This window comes from Acinetobacter sp. GG2 (assembly GCF_000292385.1).
In the GTDB taxonomy this organism is placed as follows: Bacteria; Pseudomonadota; Gammaproteobacteria; order Pseudomonadales; family Moraxellaceae; genus Acinetobacter; species Acinetobacter seifertii.
The window spans coordinates 83,322-105,066 of sequence record NZ_ALOW01000034.1 but is presented as its reverse complement, the minus strand read 5'-3'; the positions used below and the strand labels follow the sequence as shown (position 1 = coordinate 105,066).

The following is a 21,745-nucleotide window of genomic DNA, read 5'->3' as shown; positions in this document are numbered from 1 at the left end:
TTAACGTAAACTAATGGTTGTGTTTACACCACCAACTTCATGGCTATCTTCAAACCAACGGCTAGTAATGGTTTTGGTTTGCGTATAGAACTGGACAGCCTGTTTGCCGTATGGCCCCAAATCGCCGAGTTTAGAACCTCTTGAACCAGTAAAACTAAAGAACGGTACAGGTACAGGAATTGGAATGTTGATACCGACTTGACCAATATCAATAAGGTTTTGGAAAGTACGTGCAATCGCACCACTTTGTGTGAATAGACCTACACCGTTACCAAATGGATTGGCATTGATAAGAGCAATCGCTTCATCAAGTGTATCTACACAAATAATCGAAAGTACCGGGCCAAAGATTTCTTCTTTATAAATACGCATGTCGGTCTTTACGCCACTAAAAATCGTAGCACCCACAAAGTTACCTGACTCATAACCTTGTACTTGAACATTGCGACCATCAAGCAGAAGTTCTGCTCCTTGTTCAACACCGCTATTAATTAAATCAAGCACACGCGCTTTAGCACGTTTTGAAATGACTGGGCCAATGTCAGTATTTGGCTCATGGCCTGCGTTTACTTTTAAAGTTTTCGCCTTTTCGACTAACTCTTGAATCCATTGTTTGCTGTCGCCAACCATGACTGCGACAGACAATGCCATACAGCGTTGCCCAGCAGCACCAAATGCTGCACCCACCAAGGCATTTAGCGTTTGTTCTTTATTGGCATCTGGCATGACAACTACATGGTTTTTTGCGCCCATCATCGACTGCACGCGTTTGCCATGTTGCCCTGCAAGGTTATAAACATGTGTGCCAACCGCAGTTGAACCCACAAATGAAATCGCTTTAATGTCTTTATGGGTACACAAGCGGTCAACCACTTCTTTGCCGCCATGCACAACGTTCAGCACACCTGCTGGAATACCTGCTTGAATCGCAAGTTCAACCAGCATCATGGTTGATAACGGGTCTTGTTCTGATGGTTTTAAAACAAAGGTGTTGCCGCACACAATTGCCATTGGGAACATCCAAAGTGGAATCATGGCAGGGAAATTAAACGGCGTAATACCAGCACAGACACCCAAAGGTTGCTGCAAAGTATATGTGTCTACGCCACGTGCTACACCTTCGACATATTCTCCCATTTGCAAAGTGCCGATCGAACAGGCATGTTCCACTACTTCTAGACCACGTTGAATATCGCCTTCAGCATCTGCTAAGGTTTTACCCTGTTCAGCCGTTAGTACTTGTGCAATTTCCTTCATGTTGGCACGAATTAAGTCTTGTAACTTAAGCATAATGCGCATACGTGCCTGAATTGGGGTTTGACGCCAAGAAGCAAAAGCATCTTGTGCAGCTTGAATAGCAGCATCGACTTCTTGAACCGTTGCAAATGGTACGCGACCAATCACTTCCTGAGTCGCAGGGTTAACAATGTCTTGCCATTCCTGTGTTTTAGATTCGATAAACTGTCCGTTAATAAGTAATTTAGCGGTGTCCAATTCGATTTTTTGGATTGTGTTCATAACCTCTCCGTAGGCCATATTTTTATTGTGTTCAGTTATTAGAAAATACTGATCTATGTATTTTCTTTATTCAGGTTTCATTTGAGACTAACAAAGAAAGCTTTGACCACCAACGCAAATTCATGCACGATTGTTGTGCAAATATGCACAGGGACAATAACAAAAATGAAAGTGGATTGGGATCATCTACAGTTTTTTCTGGTTTTAGCACGCACTAAAACTCTAACCAATGCTGCACGTCTTATTGGTGTCGAACACAGTACGGTAGCTAGACGAATTCAGGCTCTAGAACTTGCTTTGGGTACAACGTTGTTTAAACGTGAAGCAACAGGCTATGAGTTAACTCTCGAAGGCATGGCACTTGTTCCTCGAGTTGAGCAAATGGAACAAGCCTTCTTACAAATTGAAAAACCACATCAGCCTTTACAAGGTCGTGTGCGAATTGGCACACCTGAGGGCTTTGGCACTGCATTTTTAGCTCGCTTACTGGCTGAGTTCTCTATTCAGTATCCACTACTTACCATTGACCTAATACCCGTGCCAAAAATGATTAAACTCTCCCACCGTGAGGCAGACATTGTCGTGTCGATTGAGCGCCCAACCTCGGGGCCTTATATCATTACTCGCTTGTCAGACTACTGCTTAAAAATTTATGGCAGCCAAAACTATCTAGCGCAAAACCCACCGATTCGCGGTTTAGAAGATTTAACTCAGCATCGCTTTGTAAATTATATTGATGATCTGGTGTATAGCCCTGAGCTGTACTGTTTAGAGCGGTTACCTTTAAAGCTGAATGCTAACTTCCGTAGCAGCAGTATTTTGGCCCAGCAAATTGCAGTGAGTGCTGGTGCAGGGCTTGCAATTTTGCCCAAGTTTCTAGCAGACGATAAACCTGAGCTCGAAGAGGTATTAGAGCAACAAGTTCGTTTTACCCATACCTTCTGGATGCTGACCTTTGTGGATTTACAACATGAACCGCGCATTAAACTGGTCTGGGATTATTTGCGTAAACAAGCCGATAAATATCAGCACTTACTGGTTGATTAGACATCTCAATAAAAAAGCCAATCAATCATGATTGGCTTTTTGGGTAAATCGAGAAAGGATAATTAAAAAACTTCTCGGCCTAGTTTTTTCATACGCGGTTTATAGAATGCATAATAGGTAATGCCCAAAACCACCAACCATACTGGGCTAACATAGAGTGCTTTTAATGTATCTGGCTCTAGTGCCAAAATCACTAAAGTAAACAAGAAGAATGCAATGACAACATACGCCATCAACACCCCACCCGGCATTTTAAAGGTTGATGCTGCGTGAAGCTCAGGACTCAACTTACGGTAACGTAAATAGCATGCCATGATCAGAAGCCATACACTAATAAAGAGAATCACACAGAGTGAACTTGCCAAAGTAAATGCTTCCATGGTGTTTGGAACAAAGTACTGAAGCACTGCCCCGCCCATAATGAAAATACATGAGAAGATTAAACCATTTGAAGGTACGGCACGTTTTGATAAACGTCCCAATGCACTTGGCGCCTGACCATCTTTCGATAAACCGAACAGCATACGACTGGTTGAAAACACACCACTGTTCATTGAAGACATCACTGAAGACAGCACCACTAAGTTCATGATGATGGCTGAAACAGGAATACCCGCATTTAAGAACAACTCAACAAATGGGCTTTTATCTGCACGAATGTGATCCCAAGGTGTTACTGACATCACCACAAAGAGTGCCAACACATAGAATAGAATAATACGTACAGGAATCGCGTTAATTGCCTTCGGTAGATTTTTCTCTGGATCTTTGGTTTCAGCAGCTGTTGTACCAATCAGCTCAACACCAATAAAGGCAAATACGGCGATCTGGAAGCCTGCCAAAAATCCGCTTACGCCTTTTGGAAATATGCCGCCATGCGACCACACATTACTTACACTCACAACCTCACCATGCGGAGCTTGAAAATGAGTAAGGAGCATGTAACCACCGACTCCAATCAGGCCAATAATGGCCAAAATCTTAATGAGTGCGAACCAAAATTCAACTTCACCAAATAACTTCACCGTAAGAAGGTTAAGCCCTAAAATGAATAGTACACAGCCTGTACTAATCATGGCCTGTTGCATTGGTGAGAAACTGGCACCTTCAGGCAGCCAGAAACTTAAATAGTTAATGACCGCAGACAAGTCAGCAATACCGACCAGTACCCAGCCTAACCAATAAGTCCAGCCTATATAATAGCCAGCCCATGGTCCAATCAAATCATATGCCATATCGACAAATGATTTGTAATGTAAGTTGGCAAGCAGTAGTTCACCTAAAGCACGCATCAGAAAAAAGAACATGCCACCAATTATCATGTAAATCACGAGGATTGAAGGACCTGCGAGGGAGATGGTTTTGCCCGAGCCCATGAATAGGCCGGTTCCAATTGCACCGCCAATTGCAATCATTTGTAAGTGGCGATTATTTAATTTCCGTTGTAAATGATCAGGGGAGCTTGCCTCATCGGGATGATGAACCATTGTCATATTAGAAGTCCTTTTTATATTTTGCTTAACTTAAAATCAGCAACCTATAGGGAGAAAACGAACCGTATATCGTGGGTTGCTGAGTCTATACCTCAGGACAAGATGTTCAAGTATATTTTTTCCTTAATTGATAAATCGTTTGTCCTGTTTTTTTAAGTCACATTATTTATGTACTGCCTTCACGGCAATTTTAATTAACATATCTGGATTCTCCAGATTAGCCGGAGTGTAGCATGCGGTAATACAAAATGTCGCTTTTCTACCCCCCTCTAAACTGTGCTATTGATTCAAAAATAAACAACATTATTCCGATAAAAAAACTGATGAAAATAAAAAAAGCCAATCATGATTGATTGGCTTTTTAATAAAACTTAATGATCGTTAATGAGTTCACGTCCTAGCTTTTTCATACGTGGTTTGTACAACATATGATAGGTAACACCTAAAATGACTAGCCATACTGGACTGACATACAGAGCTTTTAAAGTATCTGGCTCTAGCGCCAAGATAACCAAAGTAAAAAGCATAAATGCCAAAACCACATAACTCATCCAAACGCCACCCGGCATTTTGAAAGTCGATTTTTCATGTAATTCAGGACGTAATTTACGATAGCGTAAATAGCACACCATAATGAGACTCCACACACTAATGAATAGAATCACACACAGTGAACTTGCTAAAGTAAATGCTTCCATCGTGTTTGGAACAAAGTACTGAAGCACTGCCCCACCCATAATGAAAATACATGAGAAAATCAAACCATTTGAAGGTACTGCACGTTTTGATAAACGCCCAAATGCACCCGGTGCCTGACCGTCTTTTGATAGACCAAAAAGCATACGGCTGGTTGAAAACACACCGCTGTTCATTGAAGACATCACTGAAGACAGTACCACCAAGTTCATGATAATCGCAGAAACTGGAATACCCGCATTTAAGAATAACTCAACAAACGGGCTTTTATCTGCACGAATGTGATCCCACGGAGTTACTGACATCACAATAAATAGCGCCAACACATAGAACAGAATAATACGTACCGGAATCGCATTAATTGCTTTAGGCAAGTTTTTCTGTGGATCTTTGGTTTCGGCAGCCGTTGTACCTACCAGCTCCACCCCGACAAAAGCAAATACAGCAATCTGGAATCCTGCCAAGAAGCCTTCTGTACCTTTCGGGAATAAACCACCATGTGACCAGACATTACTAATGCTTGCAACAGCACCTTGAGGAGCTTGGAAATGACTGAAAATCATATAGCCACCCACTCCGATCAGGCCAATAATCGCCAGAATCTTAATGAGCGCAAACCAGAATTCAATTTCACCAAATAGGCGTACTGTTAGGAGGTTAAGTCCCATGACAAACAATACGCAGCCTGCACTAATCATGGCTTGTTGTGTTGGAGAGAAGCTTGCTCCATCGGGCAACCAGAAGCTCAAATAGTTAATGACTGCTGAAAGATCCGCAATACCCACCAGTACCCAGCCTAACCAATAAGTCCAGCCCAAATAATAACCAGCCCAAGGACCAATCAGGTCATGAGCCATATCAACAAAAGATTTGTAATGCAGATTTGCAAGGAGTAACTCACCCATTGCACGCATTAAGAAAAAGAACATTCCTCCAATAATCATATAGATTAAAAGAATTGAAGGACCTGCGAGGGAGATGGTTTTACCTGAACCCATAAATAGGCCAGTTCCAATTGCACCGCCAATAGCAATCAGTTGTAAATGACGGTTAGACAGTTTTCGTTGCAGATGATCAGGAGAATTTTCTGCATCTGAATGACGAGCCGTTGTCATATTAAAATTCCTTTTTGAATTCCTTTGTTAAGATCAGCAACCTATGGCGAAAATCGAACCGTATGCCATAGGTCACTGAATCTGTTCACCAAAAATGACTGGATAAACCGTATCTATCTTCCTTCTGTTAGATACATCATCATTTTTGGAGTAAAAACGAATTACTTTTGTGCTGCCGTCACGGCAATTTCAATGAGCCAGTCTGGATTAACCAAATCGGCCTGAATTGTGGCACGCGATGGCGCAACACACCCTTTTAACCAGTCAACCCAAATTGCATTTACGGTTGAAAAGTCAGAAAGATTTTTTAAATAGAGCTGCGCAGAAAGCAAACGAGATTTATCGGTATCAGCAAGTGCCAAAAGTTCATCAATCGTTGCAAGAATTTCACGAGTTTGGCCTGCCACGTCTTGCTCGGTATTTTTAGGTACCTGACCTGACAAATAAACCACTTTGTTAAAAACAGTCACGGCGCTCATGACTTCGTTAGTGTTAATCTTTTGTATATCTGAATTAGACATTCGGACTTCCTTATACCTGATTAATAAATTGAACACGGGCAGTGACAGCACACATCAGTTCATAACCCACCGTACCGGATGAAACTGCGACATCATCAATAGGTAAAACGACGCCTGTACTTGATTGGCCCCAAAGTACAACTTCACTGCCGACTTTGGCACTCTCAATGCCCGTTAAATCGACTGCCAACATATCCATGCTGACACGGCCAATTGTACGAGTGCGTACTGAGTCCACTAAAACAGGCGTGCCTGTTGGTGAAATACGCTGATAACCATCGGCATAGCCGCAAGCGACAATCCCAATCTTCATGGGCTGCTCTGCCACAAAATTTGAGCCATAACCTACGCTTTCATTCGGCTCTAAATGCTGAACAGAAATAATTTCACTGCGTAAGCTCATGGTCGATTGTAAGCCCCAATCCGCAATACTATGCGTTGGGTAATCTGGTGAGCTGCCATAAAGCATGATGCCGCTACGGGCATAATCTGATTTGAGCTGATCTTGATAGCGCAAAATTGCCGCACTATTACTTACCGACCTTTCACCCGGTAAATCCTTCACAATTTCTTCAAAGGCAGTAATTTGATAATCAATACCTTGCTGGCCGAAACGATCGCCATCTGCATCTGAAAAATGCATCATGTGCGTAATCTTGGATACGTTCGCCAAGTTGTTTAAACGCTCCCAAGCCTGAACATAGTGTTGTGGTTTAAAACCAAGACGGTTCATACCACTGTTCATTTTTAGGCAAACATCAAATTGAGCAGGATAAGGATGCTTTTCTACCCACTCGATTTGCGCTTCACTATGAATGGTGAAACTGAGTTGATACTGCACACAATCAAATAAATCTTGAGGAGAAAAAACTCCTTCGAGCAATAAAATTGGACCTGTCCAACCTAGAGCACGAATTCGTTTTGCTTCATCAAGATCAAGTAAGGCAAAGCCATCTGCTGCTTTAAATGCTTCATAAACACGTTCAATTCCGTGTCCATAAGCATTGGCTTTTACAACGGCAAAGACCTTACTGTTTGGCATAGCCTTGCGTACCACCGCCAAGTTATTTTGTAAGGCTTGACGGTGGATGACTGCGGTAATAGGACGAGGCATGATTACTTTCCTAACGTCCGTTATGCAGCATGCGCGTGTGAATAACGCTGAATTGAAAGGCCATCGGTACTGATATCAGTCTTATGATTCAATACGATGTCACTGATTAATTTTCCTGAACCACATGCCATAGTCCAACCTAAAGTACCGTGACCTGTATTCAAGAACAGATTTTTAAAGCGAGTCGCACCAATAATTGGAGTACTGTCTGGAGTCATTGGACGTAGACCCGTCCAGAAAGACGCCTGTGCCATATCACCACCTGGGAACAGGTCCTGAGTCACCATTTGTAAGGTTGCACGGCGGTCTTCGTTTAGACCTAAATTGAAACCGCTTAACTCTGCCATTCCACCTACGCGAATACGTTGGTCAAAACGCGTAATCGCAATTTTGTAGGTTTCATCAAGCACTGTAGATTGCGGAGCAAAAGCAGGGTCAACAATAGGAATCGTCAACGAGTAACCTTTCACAGGATATACAGGCAACTGTAGATCAAGTGGTTTCAAGAAATCACGTGAATAACTACCAAACGCTAGTACATAACGATCTGCGGTTAAGACCTTACCACTGACCTGAACGCCCTTAATTTGATCGCCTTCAACAATCAATTTTTCTACGTTCTGATTAAACTGGAAGTTAACACCCAACTCTTTAGCAATTTGAGCTAAAGCATTGGTAAATAAATAACAGTCACCTGTTTCGTCATTTGGTAAATGTAAACCACCAACGAGTTTATCTTGTGCATTTGCCAACGCTGGTTCTACACGACCAAGTTCGTTACCATTTAATAATTCGTAGCTTACGCCGCACTCTTCAAGCACGCTAATATCGCGTTGAACCGCTTCCATTTGTGCTTCTTTACGGAATAGCTGCAAAGTACCCTTCGCACGGTTTTCGTAGTTAATGCCAGTATCTTTTCTAAGTTCACGTAAACAGTCACGGCTGTACTCAGCTACGCGCATCATACGTTCTTTGTTTACAGCATAACTTTGTGGATTACAGTTTTTTAGCATTTGCGCCATCCACTGTAATTGCCACATGCTGCCATCTAAATTAATCGCAAGCGGTGCATGGTGTTGGAACATCCACTTCACAGCTTTAAAAGGAATTCCTGGTGCTGCCCAAGGAGTCGAATACCCAGGCGAAATTTGACCTGCATTACCAAAACTTGTTTCTTCAGCAGGACCTGACTGGCGATCAAGAACAGTGACCTCAGCTCCTTGTTGAGCTAGATAATAGGCACTTGCCACTCCAATAACGCCGCTACCTAAAACAATTACGCGCATTTCCATTCCCTCACGCACACCAGTTTATTTCACTAGTATATTTCTGCTTCAATAGTTTATTTCACTGTTTTTCAGGCTATAATCTAGGTAAATTTATGTTTTTCTCACGAGAATTTTAAAAAAAGAGGAAATATCTATGCGCCCCCTAGATCGTATAGATCGCATGATTCTGGACATTTTGCAGCGTGAAGGACGAATTGCGATTAGTGAATTGGCATCGAGAGTCAACCTATCGACCACCCCTTGTTCAGAGCGTGTAAAGCGTCTCGAACGCGATGGCATTATCATGGGTTATTACGCCCGTCTAAACCCCGCCTATGTGGATCGTAACCTGCTCGTTTTTTTAGAAATTAAGTTATCTGCCAAATCAGGTGATGTATTTGATCAGGTGGCTAGAGACTTAGTTGAGATTCCTGAAGTACTCGAATGTCACCTTATTTCAGGTGAGTTTGACTACCTTGTAAAAGCGCGCTTAAAGGAAATGAGCGCATATCGTCGCTTATTGGGAGATCTATTAAAGAAACTCCCCGCTTCGGCATCGTCACACAGTTATGTGGTTATGGAAGAAGTCAAAGAAACTCTGTATTTAGATGTAAGCAAGTAAAGCGAGTATTCTTGAACTCGCTTTACTTACGTTTTGGAAATTAGAAATATTTTAAAATCGAAATGTGTTTATTTTGATGCTTAAATTTTGAGAACCATTTAACCGCTGGATAGAGTGCAAAAGACAGCACAATCGTGATTAACCACAGCATCCATACATGATTGACCGACAAATAGTTTCCGTAGTTAGCTCCCCATATACTGAGTGCAAATACATACATCAGTTTCAGCACATATAAATGCAGTAAGTAAAAGAACATCGGCACCGAGCCAAACACCACCAATGGTTTTAAAAACGAGTGCTGCTGCATACGCTCAAAAGCAACCAACACAATCAAACCGATCCCAACATTCAGTAAAATAAACAGTAAAGATGGTGGATACTTGGTGAGATTCAAAAAGCTCATCAAACTCAGTTGTAATGACTCAAAATGTTGCCATGGCTGATCCCCATAGACGTTGATAAAACGCAATAAAACAAATAGCCCAATACTTGCTAAACCAAGGCTGAGTAAAGTGCGGCTTCTTTGCTTTGCTGTATATTTTGAACTAAACAACTGCCCTAAAACGTAGCCTAATAAAATCACTCCAATCCACGGTAAAACAGGGTAACTTGTACGAAGCCTGATACCCGCAAACTCAAGCCAACCACGTTCATGTAAGACAAACCATATATTCTGTAGGATGCCTTGTGAGAAGTGCACAGAATCTAATAAGTTGTGCCCAAAAATAATGACCAACGCTACACCAGCAAGCACTGGCAAAGGCAAACTTACACAACAAGCTAGCACCACCATGCTAATGCCGATCGCCCAAATTACCTGTAAGTAAATGACTTCAGGTGGAAAAGTCGCTGTCCATGCAAAATTTACAAGGGTAAGTTCTAACACAATTAAAAATAAGCCGCGTTTTAATAAAAAGGCACGCGTTTGTTGTAAGTCCTGTTTTTTGGACTGAAATAAAAATGCAGAGATACCCGTTAAAAGTACAAAAACCGGAGCACAAATATGTGCCAATAATCGACTGCCAAATAATGCTGGTTCTGTTACTGTTACGTCCATTGGATCGGTAACTTGTTTATGTAAATAGAAAGTTTCTCTTACATGGTCGAGCAACATAATCAGGATGACCAAACCACGCAATGCATCAATCGACTGTAAACGTTCAATATTTTTTTCTATAGGCATAGCGGTAATAAATAAAATAATGTAACGTTATACTATTACATTATGGTTCTTTTGTCTTTCATGGCTGATTATTTATGCAACACAAATTAGGATTGTTGTCTTCGTTAGGGTTATCTTTTATATCAACATTCTCTTGGGGAGACGAAACCTCAACAGTACTTGAGACCATACGCGTTCAGGCTGAAAGTACCCAAGAAGGTGTGAGCCAAAATAGCTCAGCGACTAAATTTACTCACGATGTTTTAGATGTCCCTTTTAACCGTGCTTATGTTTCAAAACAAATGATGGAACAACAAGACGTTCAACGGATTGATGACGCATTAAGCTTGGTGAGTGGAGTTTTTCATCAAAACAGTTTTGGTGGCGGCTTTTGGGATAACTACTCTTTCCGTGGTTTTAGTACCGATCCCAATTTAGGTGCCTCTATGATCCGTAACGGTTTGAGTGTCAACCGAGGGATTAGCGCTCCAAAAGATGTCGTAAATATTGAATCTTTAGAGTTTTTAAAAGGGCCGATGGCTGCTTTATATGGTCGCGGCGAAACAGGTGGTTTGCTGAACCTCAACAGTAAAAAACCGCAGTGGGAAAGCGAAAGTGAAGTTAACCTACGTGCCAATACCCAAGAACAATATCGAATTAGTCTGGAACATACGGCACCTATTAACGATGAACTGGCCTATCGTGTAGCCGTGGCTCACGAAGATAATCAAAGCTTCCGTGATCATGTCAGTAGTGAACGCTGGTTCTTTTCACCGCAGCTCACATGGAAAATTTCAGACCAAACACAACTCGACTTTGACAGTGAATTTACAGAGCACAAAGGAACCTTTGACCGTGGTGTAAGTACAGTCAATCATGAGTTTGTGATGGACCCGAAAACCTTTACAGGTGAACCTGACGACGGCGATTTGAAAATAAAAGATTACTTTTACCAATTACGTCTTAGTCACGAATTTAACCCTGACTGGAAGCTAAATAGTGCAGTCAGTTATAAAGATGCCAAAATGGTCGGCTTTGCAACCGAACCTCGTCGTATGCAAGCCGATGGACGTACTTTAGAGCGTCAACGTCGCTATCGTGATTATACAAGTCAAGATGTGCTGGCTCAGACAGAGTTACTTGGCAAGGTTGATACTTCGTGGACGCGCCATGAAATTTTACTTTCAACCGAGCTTGGTCAACTCGACTATAAACAAAACCAGCTTCGTCGTAATCACAGTGCTGGCATGCCTAACACAATTGATATTTACCAACCTGAATATGGCAAATATTTACCAAACCTAGCACCGTTTACCAACACCAAAGAACAGCAGCGTTACTTTGCACTCAATATTCAAGACCAGATCTTCTTTAATGATCAATGGAGTGTGCTATTTGGTAACCGTTTTGATCAGGTCGAGCAAGACTTTAAAAATCATCTGACGCAGACTGAAAGCAACCAGACACTTCATCAAAATAGTCCGCGTTTCGGAGTAAATTTTAAAGCCTCTGAGCAATGGGCGTTTTATAGCAACTATGGCCGCTCATTTGCCATGAATAGTGGTATGAACCGAAATGGTCAGACTTTTGCCCCTGAAAAAGGCGAAAGCTATGAGGTCGGCACCAAATATAAATTGAATGACCAAAGTGTGCTGAGTCTCGCTTTGTTTAAAATGAAAAAACGAAATGTACTGACAACCGACCCAATTGACAGTAACTTTCAAACCGCAGCAGGCGAAGTGAGTAGTAAAGGAATTGAGTTTGACTTAAATAGCCAAATCACTGACCGTTGGTTCGTCAATGCCAACTATAGCTATACCGATGCTCAAATTGAAAAAGACCAGGACTTGCCAAAAGGTGCCCGTCTGAGCAATGTGCCAAAACACCAAGGTGCTGTAAGTACCAATTATGAGTTTCTACAAGAAGGCTCAACAAAAGCAGGTGTAGGTGCCAACCTTACTTATGTGGGCGAACGTAGCGGACATAACCTTGATAATGGCTTTAATTTACCAAGCTATACCCTCGTGAACTTAAATGCTTATTATGCCCCATCGGACCGCTTACGTTATCAGCTGAATATAAACAATCTGTTTGATAAAACTTACTATGTTTCAAGCTATAGCGATTTGTGGATTCAACCGGGTGAGCCACTAAACGCCTCAATCTCGGCACAGTGGAAGTTTTAATTTATACATAAATAAAAAAGCCCGAATTATTTCGGGCTTTTTTATTAGAACATACCATTCTCATTGACGAGTGGGTCGGGCTGTACTTGGCCAATATCCCAAAGCTCAGCAATTTTTCCATTTTCAAAACGGCAAATATGAACCACAGCCACAATGGTAGGTTTGTCGTTCATTTGCATTTCAAGTTTCGAATGTACAGCGACTAAAGTTCCATCTTCAATGACATGTTGAACATCAAAGACTTTGTTGGGATTTGCAGCCGCGCTTTCACGCATACCTTCCTTCAACGAAGTCGCATCACCCGCATAATAAGGGTTGTGATGCTTGAAGTTAGGCGCAGTGTAATTGCTGTAGGCTTCATCAACTTCGCCTGCTGCGGCAAGTTCTAAAAACCGTACCGCAATTTGTTTTTGAGATAAGTTCATGAGTATCTCCTACTCTTTTTAGACCTTATTGTAAGAGGTCGTCTTCTTCACTTTCTTCCTCAAAGACATAGGCCATACAGCCCCATCCGTCATATTCGCCCTGAAATTTTTCAGCGATGCTGGCAAACCATTCCTCTAAGTCAACAATGTCTGAATACTCAGGTTCCATATTCACGAAGATGGTAATTACCCACTCGTTTGGTTCAACAGAGTCATCTTGGAAAAGTGAAACTTTTTGTTCTTGGTAAAGTAAATAGAGTGCACATTGCTCTGCATTTTTTTGATCTTGAAATGCAATTGAAAATTCAATTTCATGCAGCTCGGTTAAATCATCCCCATCTTCAGCCATTTGCCAAAGTACATTGCCGTTATCGTCATCTGGAAATTGTTCGTAGTCACGAGTCATAAAGTGATCCTTGTTGTTGTCGCAGTATTAATATTATTCGGACTTAGAATACCCGACTTTTATTGCAGTTTGGGTATATATTCCGTTCCCAATTGCATCAAATTGAATTTTTAATTGTATGTAAATTTTAAAAAGGCACTTGGGATTGAATGACTACATCTGTGCCTTTCAATGGATGCTGAAAAGCCAGATGCGCAGCATGTAAAGCCATACGGCTTAAATGAAAACGTTTAGGTTCAGGATGATATAACTTGTCGCCCATAATTGGATGTCCAATGTGCATCATGTGCACACGCAGCTGATGTGAACGCCCTGTGACTGGTTCAAGTAACACTCGCGTTTGATCTGTTTTTTCGTCATAAACAAGCGGTTGAAACAAAGTTTTAGCATGTTTGCCCAATTCAAAATGTACAATTTGTCTTGGGCGATTTTCCCAGTCAGTAATGAGCGGAACTTCAACACTGCCCTCTTCTGTGACTTGGCCTTGCACCAACGCAATATAATGTTTTTTGACTGTTCTGGCCTGAAACATTTTACTTACCGCAACTTCTGCATCACGGTGCTTGGCAAACATAAGTAGGCCCGACGTTGCCATATCTAAACGATGCGTCACTTTAGCCAAAGGGAACTTTTCTAGCACCCTTAAATAAGCACTGTCATGATGCTCAGGTAAGCGACCCATCACAGACAACAATCCCGCAGGTTTATCAACCACAATTAAATCGTCATCTTCAAATAAAATTGAAAGCGGATCTTGTGGTGGAGCGTAAACAAAGTTGTCGTTTAAAGGCATGGTCGTAGAAACAGCAATGGAGCATGGCGGCAAATCATAAAGAAATTTCAGACCGACCGCAAAACAATCTATAAGCTATCATCATGTTCCACGTGAAACTCGAAAAATCTTTATCGCTTTTTATTCATTTCAGCTAAAAGATCGAGCTGAATTTCTTGAATATGCGCAAGCCTTTCCCACTGATGCGATAAAAGATGGTCCATTTTTTCATGCAAATGGCGAATCTCAAGCTCAGCTTTTAAATTAATTTGATAGTCGTGTTGAGAGCGTAAACGGTCTTTGGCTTCTTGACGGTTCTGACTCATCATAATAATAGGTGCCTGAATTGCCGCTAAGCATGACAACACTAAATTCAGCAAAATAAAGGGATAAGGGTCGACAGGATGCACTACCATCACGACTGTATTTACAATAATCCAGCCAATTAAAAAGACAGCAAAGCAAATCAGGAAAGACCAACTACCACCAAATGTCGCGATCTTATCTGCTAATTTTTCCCCAAACGTCCATTTTTGATCAAAGTCGGATTCGGTATCTCGGCTAATCAGCTCATGGCGTTGCATGCTGCCAATCACTTCGTTTTCTAAATTAGTTAACTCGCCCTTTTCGGAGCGTAATAGTGATTGAACGTATTTAATTCGATAATCTGCCAAATCGGCACGGCAAATAAAGCTTGAGAAAGACCAATCCGGATGATCTTGAATAATTTCCTCACTAATCACATTCCGAATGACTTCACCCGAAACCAGATCTTTTAACGGGAAATTCTTTCCGCATACGGCGCATTGGCGACACTGGTTTTTATTCTCCATTTTATACAGCTCGCAATTATGATCATAGAGATATTATATAGGTGATTTCAGGTGACAACATCGTAAATAAAAAGAATGCTTTAACCCAATATTTGTAAAGTTGCTGGCACTATTTTTCGGTGGGCAGGAATCACAGGAACCATGTAGAGTCTTCCAAGCCAATTTTTAATATGTACCACTGTAGTTATGGTGAGTACTTGAGTCTTTTCATTCTTATAAACAGATAAAGTCACATTTAAGTGCTTGTCATCGTCTCCAATCACCAACTCATTTTCGGTACGTTGCCGTAAGGTAAAAATTCCAATTCGATCGCCTGCGATATATTCATTTTCTTTTTTATTTGAATCAATTTGCTTAAAACTTCCTAAGTCTTTAAGCCCAATCTTTGAAGTAATTTTATTACGTATATTCATGCTCCACTCTATCCACGCTGGAGTGTGTTGAAATAGCTTAATAAGCTGCCCAAATACATTTAGGTCGGGCTGACCAAGCACAATACTCCACGAGTCGTGGAAGTAAGCATTGTTCAATTGAGATGAGATTTGACTGTCGGTAGGTAGCGCGGAAAGATAAGGCTTATTCATTAAATTATATTCTTGTAAAGTATCGTTTTTATTATAGAGAATTTTTTAGGGTGTCAAGGGAAAACATCTATGGTTTACTTCAACAATTATAACTTTGTAAGTTAGAACCTTATGCCTATAAACTTTTGATCTATAGCGTCCTAAGCCGAATCGAGACCTTTTGGGTGAGTACACACTAACGTTATACGTTTTGGTGCATGCTACTCTTTTCGATCCCTATCACACCCTTGAGATATAGTTTAGCCAGCACCCTGCGGGATTGTTTTTCTAAGAAAAGCTAATTTTTAATATTTTTGGGAATTTTTACGCCATTAGACAAATTTAAAAGAATTTATTCCCATTTACCCATAATTAGTTATACTTAAATTCCATTTTATTTGTATTTTTCGGTTTATTTTACCAAAGCATTAACTGTTTTGAGCAATTAGGCACCAGCCTATAAAAAGTAAATTACCCTTCATTTTTTAGTCATGAAGGGCAAAAGTCTTTTATGAAGAAATAAAACCATGTTTACGAGCATGGTAAACAGTAAATAACCCGATCACGGCAAAAGCCAGCATAAACCACGGAAAAGAAGCTGCCCCAAAACTTTCAAGCAATCCTCCGCCAATCATTCCACCAAATGCGATAGCAAGGTTAAATACAGTGACCAACATAGACTGCGCTACATCTGCTTCGTGACCCGCAGTATTTGCCAAGGCTGTTTGTAATAATGTCGGAGCCCCACCAAAAGTAACTCCCCATAACACAACACCCACCAGCACAACAAAACTTGAAGAACTATAAACACCTAACAGCGCTGTTGCGATAGCAAAGATAAATAAGCTTAAAAGCGTTATTTTTCTTAATGAACGATCGATAAACATGCCTGTAATGAGAATCCCGACAATTGAAGAAATGCCGAATATAAACAGGATAGTCTCAACGTTGTATGTCTGCCCTGTCGAGGCCAGAAATGGTGAAATATAAGTATAGAGAATGCTATGCGCCAATATCCAAAGGAAGACGACTGCTAAAACAGCTCTAATGCCCGGCATTAAAAGAACTTTTAAAATGGGTAATCTTTTTTGCGCTGAATGCCCTGCAAAATCAGGAATACTAAAACGAATCCAGATAAATAAAATCAATGCCAATAAAGACATGATCCAAAACACGCCACGCCACTCAAACAATGTTCCCAACCATGCACCCAAAGGCACCCCTATTGATAAAGCAATGGGTTGCCCAACCCCAGCAATTGCTAAAGCTCGTCCTTGATACGATGCAGAGACCATGCGTCTTACATAACCCGCTAAAAGCCCCCAAATAACACCCGCTGCCATCCCTGCAATAAAACGAGCAATCAAAGTCAGAGTATAGTCATTTGATAAGGCAGTAATCGCGTTAAATACAAGTAACCCTGCAATAGCACTGAGTAATAAGGGTCTCCGATTCCAACTACGCGTAAGGCTAATTAGCGGTATTGCCGCTAAAACAGAACCTAAGGCATACACTGCTATAAGCTGCCCTGCATAAGCTTCTGAAATATGTAAGCCTTGACTGATTTGAGGCAAAAGCCCTGCTGGCATGGTTTCTGTCATAATGGTCAGAAAGCCTGCAACTGTAAAAGCCAACAGTTTCCAAATTGGTAATTGAGTAGAGAATTCATCAGTTAACTGATGAGATGTTTCATTACTCTTAGTATTCATAAAGCTTTACTCTCAAATTCTTTTAAAGCGAACTTACTCTGCTCTGTATCGCTATAAGCTTGTTTTATCAGGTTAGGATGGGAAGACATTTGTTCTCCATGTGAACTAAAATCATCATTTTGGAATGATCATTCCATTTTAAGTTAAATAAAAACCTTAACTATTCAACTCAAGCATAGTTAAGGTTTAAATGAGTTTTATAAAACGTTTAAAGCAACCTCGACTACATCCATTAAACATTGCTTTCTTTGTTCAAGTGGACTGCCTTTCCCTAAAACACGTAAACCTTGCATAGTGTTTAGAAAGAAACTTGCTAATGCACGTGGGTTTTGGGTAGAAGCAATTTCACCAGTTTGTTGAGCTTTAATTAATAAACGCTCTAAAGCATGTTGAAGTTTCTGTAGGTTACTTGCAACGAATTGAGAGACATCCTCATCATGTCCAGCCAGTTCCAAACAAGCATTTGCAACGAGGCAGCCTTTATGTTCTGAATCATTCAGCTCATCTTCAACCAAATTTATCAGTAATTGCCGAATCAGTGCTTTTGGTGAACCTGAACCAGACAACAGCTTCACATTGTTAAGTGTGGTTAAAAGTTCATAACGCTGTAACGCTTTTTGATAAAGACCCTGTTTGTTTTGAAAGGTACTGTAAAGGCTACTTCTAGATAGCCCCGTACCATCAACCAAGTCTTGAACTGAAGTTGCAGCATAACCACGACGCCAAAAAACCTGCATTGCAGCATCAGCAATTTCATCAGTTTCAAATTCTTTGGTTCGCATAAACACACTTATCAGGAACGATCGTTCCAATTAATTTAAGATAGACTAATAGAGAAGTCAAACTAAAAAATTATTTGATAGGTAAACATTTCTGCAATTTGAAAATGACGACTCTATATTTTTTATAAAATTAAAAATATTTAATAAAAGCTACGCCATCTGGACTATTCAAACCAAACTGATTGATGAGTGTTTTTCATATTTTTGTCTTGTTCTTTCTGCATTATTTTTAGATTTAATTTTTTCGCTTGAATACATTATAAAAACATATTATAAACTATTTCTAACCAAATAATTGGTTTTTTGGAACTTTATAATGAACAACAATATTATAATTTTTGGTTATGGAACAGGTATTTCCAAAGCCGTAGCACATAAGTTTGGTAAAGAAGGCTATAAAATCGGTTTAGTGGCACGTAATGCTGAAAAACTCGAAAAAGCCATTTTAGAACTTAAAACACAAGGTATTGAAGCTTACGCTTTTACATGTGATTTAGCGGTTCTGGAAGATATACCAAACCTAATTAAACGCATTAAAGATCAATTAGGAGAGATTAAAAATATTCATTGGAATGCTTTCCATGATATTGAAGGCAATATCCTAAAAACCCCGCCACTAGAGCTTACTAAAAGCTTTCATATTCGTGTTTCGAGCTATATTGCGACGGTACAAGCTTGCTTACGTGACTTAGAAAAGAACCACGGTAGCATTTTATCGACAAATGGAATTTTTGCTTTCGATGCAGTGGGCATCGACTTGGTTGCCAAAGAATATTCATCGTTAGCAACTACCGCTGCCGCTCAATACAAGGCCACCAACTTACTTGCTCATAGTCTTGCTGACTCAAATGTTTATGTGAGCCAAGTGATTGTAAACGGTTTCGTAGATGGAACACCTGAAGCGAAGGATAAAACCTACGCGGTACATCCAGAAACAGTTGCAGATCAGTTCTGGTACTTACACCAGCATAAACAAGAAACGGTTTCTCTGTGTGGTGAAGCCATTCAAGCTGCTTAAACTATGTCTTATGATTGAATAGAAATGACTACTTTAATCTGGCTAGTAGCAAGAATTTAATAGCTGATGAAAAGCAAATTAGGCATAGGAGAAGCGTATAAAATACGCTTCTTTATATTTGATTGAATATAAGGTCAAATACTTAGATTTATACAGTTTTTATCTATGTAAAAACTCTTTTTTTCAGCTTTTTACGTGATTTTTGACTACGAGCAACTTTAGTTTGAAATACTTGTATTAGCTGTTCTGAATTCATTTTATCTGAACTATAAATAGTATCTCAGTCCGCATAATTACAGTTGTCAAAACTTAATGTTGATCCTGCTCTAATAACTTACCTATTGCTTCACCGTATACCCATTTATTTAAAATTCCTTCGGAACTTTCTAGGCCTACAATATCGAGAAAACTTTCAAATGTTGTTGCCACTTGTTCTCGATCTTCTGTATCAAGCGTATCAGGATCGATTTGACTAATTCCATAAGCAAGGACATGTAAAAGTTCGGCCTTGGTTGGCTCATTCTTTTGTTGATAGAGAGTAATAAAAGCTTGCGCAGTATCAGCAACTTTGCGATTTAAACTTATAGCTAATGCAGGCTCTTGAACACCCGTATATAGCTGTCCATCTCCAGTAAAATGATCTTGTGTTTTAAACTGTTCTAATTGTTGAATGACAATAGAATTAGAATTTTTAATACTCATTTCGGTTTTATTCTCACTTTTTTGAGCACAAGAAACTTGTGAACTTAAGATGACCATGACTAATACTAAAATTTTTTTCATCTTTCTATTAATTTTTAATTTAAAGACAGTAAATATAAACCAATTTAACCATAAATTTCGATTACTTATAAAACTGTATGGGCCACTTTTTATTCTTTTTCTAAAGCCCATATATATTTCGTATTTAAATTACCCTTCCCATTTTCTAAAAACCAGACAGGTATTTACCCCACCAAAACCAAAGCTATTACTCATGACTGTTTTGAGTTCGGTTTCTCTGCTTGTTTGAACAATATCGAACTTTTTAGCTTCTTCGCGCAGTTCGGTAATATTAATACTCGGCGCAATAAAGTTATTTTGCAGCATTAAAATAGAATAAATAGCCTCGTGTACACCTGCTGCCCCCAAACTATGCCCAGTCATGGACTTGGTCGAACTCAGTGGCGGGACTTTTTCACTGCCAAAAGCTCTTTCTATGGCCAATAGTTCGGGAATGTCGCCTGCTGGCGTTGAAGTGCCATGCGTGTTGATATAGTCGATGGTTTCAGAGCCGTTTTGCTTGGCTTCTGCGAGTGCCAGTTTGATGCAACGAGTCGCGCCTTCACCACTCGGAGCCACCATATCGACACCATCGCTATTGGCAGCGTACCCAACCACTTCTGCCAAAATTTTTGCTCCGCGTTTTTGGGCATGGCTTAAAGACTCCAAAACCACCATGCCACCGCCGCCAGCGATTACAAAACCATCGTTATCGACAGAATATGGGCGTGAAGCCGTTTCTGGTGCATCGTTATATTTAGAACATAAGGCGCCCATTGCATCAAATATTGCCGTTTGCGACCAATGGTCTTCTTCGCCGCCACCCGCCAGCATCAGATCTTGTTTACCAGCCGCAATAAGGTGATATGCATAACCAATTGCGTCGGCTGAAGTCGCGCAGGCACTCGCGACCGATTGAGATACGCCTTTTAAGTTGAAAGCACGCGATAGGTTAGAGCTAATGGTACTAGTGAGGTAGCGTGGCGCTAAATCGGGCGATACCTCGCTTGCGCCTTTTTCTTTTAGGGTATGTAACATGTCGATGATAGACGCTGTTGAGGTGCCGCCTGTTCCCCCAATCACGCCATATTTTGAGTTGTTGGCAATGTCATTTACCTCAAGCTTGGCATGTTGTAGCGCATCGAGTGCCGAGTTGTAGGCATACATCGTGCAAACGCCCATGTGTTTTTTTAATTCTGGATCAATATTTTCAAAATTCATTTCGGCAGTAGCGCTCACGTGACTCCGAAAGTTTAGTTTTGCATAGACTTCGTTATAGCGAATGCCAGAGCGGCCTGCTTTTAAGGACTCGGTTACTGTCTCTAGTGTATTTCCAATACAAGAATTAATTCCCATACCTGTAATGACAACTCGTTCCATTCTTATCTCTATAAAAACGACAAAAATAGATCTTAACAACCAAGTTCTTTTTTGGAACTGGCAAAATATTTCTATATTTATTATTTTTCTCATCGAATATAAATAAAAAGTTAATAATAATATTTTTATTTTAAAATCTATTTAGTTTTATTATTAAATTAAAAATATTTTAAATATTAAATTGACGTATTTAAAATCACCGATTATTATCTCGTTGCTGGCCTACATTGCCAGCCGGTTTTGACAGACCGTTGATCCACCACGGATTGTAGTTCTGCTATAATTCGCTGGACCCTTGCGTCCCCCTTCTTTGCGGTAGGACGGTTGGGGGACGCCCCGTGCGTGCTGGT

The 21,745-nt window shown here is 40.5% G+C and carries 20 protein-coding genes; 4 read left to right on the top strand and 16 right to left on the bottom strand.

What is annotated here, in order from left to right:
* A complete protein-coding gene (locus B554_RS0110130) occupies positions 1-1,518 on the bottom strand; it encodes a CoA-acylating methylmalonate-semialdehyde dehydrogenase (RefSeq protein WP_019457964.1) in 1,518 nt (505 codons plus the stop codon).
* Between the two features lie 165 nt (positions 1,519-1,683).
* On the opposite strand from B554_RS0110130, the gene B554_RS0110125 reads away from it, so the two are divergent.
* Positions 1,684-2,565 (top strand): LysR family transcriptional regulator, encoded by an 882-nt coding sequence (locus tag B554_RS0110125; protein WP_019457963.1) that lies wholly within the window; start codon positions 1,684-1,686, stop codon positions 2,563-2,565.
* Positions 2,566-2,627: 62 nt separating this feature from the next.
* Here the strand turns inward: B554_RS0110125 and B554_RS0110120 are convergent, their stop codons facing one another.
* The 5 genes from B554_RS0110120 to B554_RS0110100 all read right to left on the bottom strand — a co-directional run bounded on the left by B554_RS0110120 (position 2,628) and on the right by B554_RS0110100 (position 8,790).
* Entirely contained in the window at positions 2,628-4,052 is a 1,425-nt protein-coding gene (locus tag B554_RS0110120) for an amino acid permease (RefSeq protein WP_081400358.1), read from the bottom strand.
* 377 nt (positions 4,053-4,429) lie between these two features.
* Positions 4,430-5,869 (bottom strand): amino acid permease, encoded by a 1,440-nt coding sequence (locus B554_RS0110115; protein WP_019457962.1) that lies wholly within the window; start codon positions 5,867-5,869, stop codon positions 4,430-4,432.
* A gap of 161 nt (positions 5,870-6,030) precedes the next feature.
* On the bottom strand, positions 6,031-6,390 hold the full coding sequence (locus B554_RS0110110; RefSeq protein ID WP_005037543.1) for a RidA family protein: 360 nt from the start codon (positions 6,388-6,390) through the stop codon (positions 6,031-6,033).
* Between the two features lie 10 nt (positions 6,391-6,400).
* Positions 6,401-7,504 carry an alanine racemase gene (alr, locus tag B554_RS0110105; RefSeq protein ID WP_019457961.1) on the bottom strand — a complete coding sequence of 368 codons (1,104 nt, stop codon included), beginning with the start codon at positions 7,502-7,504 and terminating at the stop codon, positions 6,401-6,403.
* 20 nt (positions 7,505-7,524) lie between these two features.
* A complete protein-coding gene (locus B554_RS0110100; protein WP_019457960.1) occupies positions 7,525-8,790 on the bottom strand; it encodes a D-amino acid dehydrogenase in 1,266 nt (421 codons plus the stop codon).
* Between the two features lie 136 nt (positions 8,791-8,926).
* Here B554_RS0110100 and B554_RS0110095 point away from each other — a divergent pair, with 136 nt between their 5' ends.
* Positions 8,927-9,394 (top strand): Lrp/AsnC ligand binding domain-containing protein, encoded by a 468-nt coding sequence (locus tag B554_RS0110095; protein ID WP_001247568.1) that lies wholly within the window; start codon positions 8,927-8,929, stop codon positions 9,392-9,394.
* Between the two features lie 40 nt (positions 9,395-9,434).
* Here B554_RS0110095 and B554_RS0110090 read toward each other — a convergent pair whose 3' ends face one another.
* Positions 9,435-10,580 (bottom strand): DUF1624 domain-containing protein, encoded by a 1,146-nt coding sequence (locus B554_RS0110090; protein WP_019457959.1) that lies wholly within the window; start codon positions 10,578-10,580, stop codon positions 9,435-9,437.
* 74 nt (positions 10,581-10,654) lie between these two features.
* On the opposite strand from B554_RS0110090, the gene B554_RS0110085 reads away from it, so the two are divergent.
* Positions 10,655-12,745 carry a TonB-dependent receptor gene (locus tag B554_RS0110085; protein WP_019457958.1) on the top strand — a complete coding sequence of 697 codons (2,091 nt, stop codon included), beginning with the start codon at positions 10,655-10,657 and terminating at the stop codon, positions 12,743-12,745.
* A gap of 44 nt (positions 12,746-12,789) precedes the next feature.
* Here the strand turns inward: B554_RS0110085 and B554_RS0110080 are convergent, their stop codons facing one another.
* The 7 genes from B554_RS0110080 to B554_RS0110045 all read right to left on the bottom strand — a co-directional run bounded on the left by B554_RS0110080 (position 12,790) and on the right by B554_RS0110045 (position 18,235).
* Positions 12,790-13,170 (bottom strand): nuclear transport factor 2 family protein, encoded by a 381-nt coding sequence (locus B554_RS0110080; RefSeq protein WP_019457957.1) that lies wholly within the window; start codon positions 13,168-13,170, stop codon positions 12,790-12,792.
* Between the two features lie 25 nt (positions 13,171-13,195).
* On the bottom strand, positions 13,196-13,576 hold the full coding sequence (locus tag B554_RS0110075; protein ID WP_019457956.1) for a ribonuclease E inhibitor RraB: 381 nt from the start codon (positions 13,574-13,576) through the stop codon (positions 13,196-13,198).
* A gap of 127 nt (positions 13,577-13,703) precedes the next feature.
* The gene (locus tag B554_RS0110070) at positions 13,704-14,369 is read right to left on the bottom strand and encodes an RluA family pseudouridine synthase (RefSeq protein WP_019457955.1); all 666 of its coding nucleotides are present in this window, start codon (positions 14,367-14,369) and stop codon (positions 13,704-13,706) included.
* A gap of 110 nt (positions 14,370-14,479) precedes the next feature.
* Entirely contained in the window at positions 14,480-15,181 is a 702-nt protein-coding gene (locus tag B554_RS0110065) for a DUF1003 domain-containing protein (RefSeq protein WP_019457954.1), read from the bottom strand.
* A gap of 80 nt (positions 15,182-15,261) precedes the next feature.
* Positions 15,262-15,765, bottom strand: coding sequence for a DUF2867 domain-containing protein (locus B554_RS0110060; protein WP_019457953.1), 504 nt, complete (start codon positions 15,763-15,765; stop codon positions 15,262-15,264).
* Between the two features lie 488 nt (positions 15,766-16,253).
* The gene (locus tag B554_RS0110055; RefSeq protein WP_019457952.1) at positions 16,254-17,453 is read right to left on the bottom strand and encodes an MFS transporter; all 1,200 of its coding nucleotides are present in this window, start codon (positions 17,451-17,453) and stop codon (positions 16,254-16,256) included.
* A 197-nt stretch (positions 17,454-17,650) separates the two neighbouring features.
* Positions 17,651-18,235, bottom strand: coding sequence for a TetR/AcrR family transcriptional regulator (locus B554_RS0110045; RefSeq protein WP_019457950.1), 585 nt, complete (start codon positions 18,233-18,235; stop codon positions 17,651-17,653).
* Positions 18,236-18,551: 316 nt separating this feature from the next.
* Between B554_RS0110045 and B554_RS0110040 the strand changes: the two genes are divergently transcribed.
* Positions 18,552-19,253 (top strand): SDR family NAD(P)-dependent oxidoreductase, encoded by a 702-nt coding sequence (locus B554_RS0110040; RefSeq protein WP_019457949.1) that lies wholly within the window; start codon positions 18,552-18,554, stop codon positions 19,251-19,253.
* Between the two features lie 309 nt (positions 19,254-19,562).
* Here B554_RS0110040 and B554_RS0110035 read toward each other — a convergent pair whose 3' ends face one another.
* Positions 19,563-20,036 (bottom strand): DUF4844 domain-containing protein, encoded by a 474-nt coding sequence (locus tag B554_RS0110035; RefSeq protein WP_019457948.1) that lies wholly within the window; start codon positions 20,034-20,036, stop codon positions 19,563-19,565.
* Positions 20,037-20,165: 129 nt separating this feature from the next.
* The gene (locus B554_RS0110030) at positions 20,166-21,395 is read right to left on the bottom strand and encodes a beta-ketoacyl synthase N-terminal-like domain-containing protein (RefSeq protein ID WP_019457947.1); all 1,230 of its coding nucleotides are present in this window, start codon (positions 21,393-21,395) and stop codon (positions 20,166-20,168) included.
* Positions 21,396-21,745 lie beyond the last annotated feature (350 nt).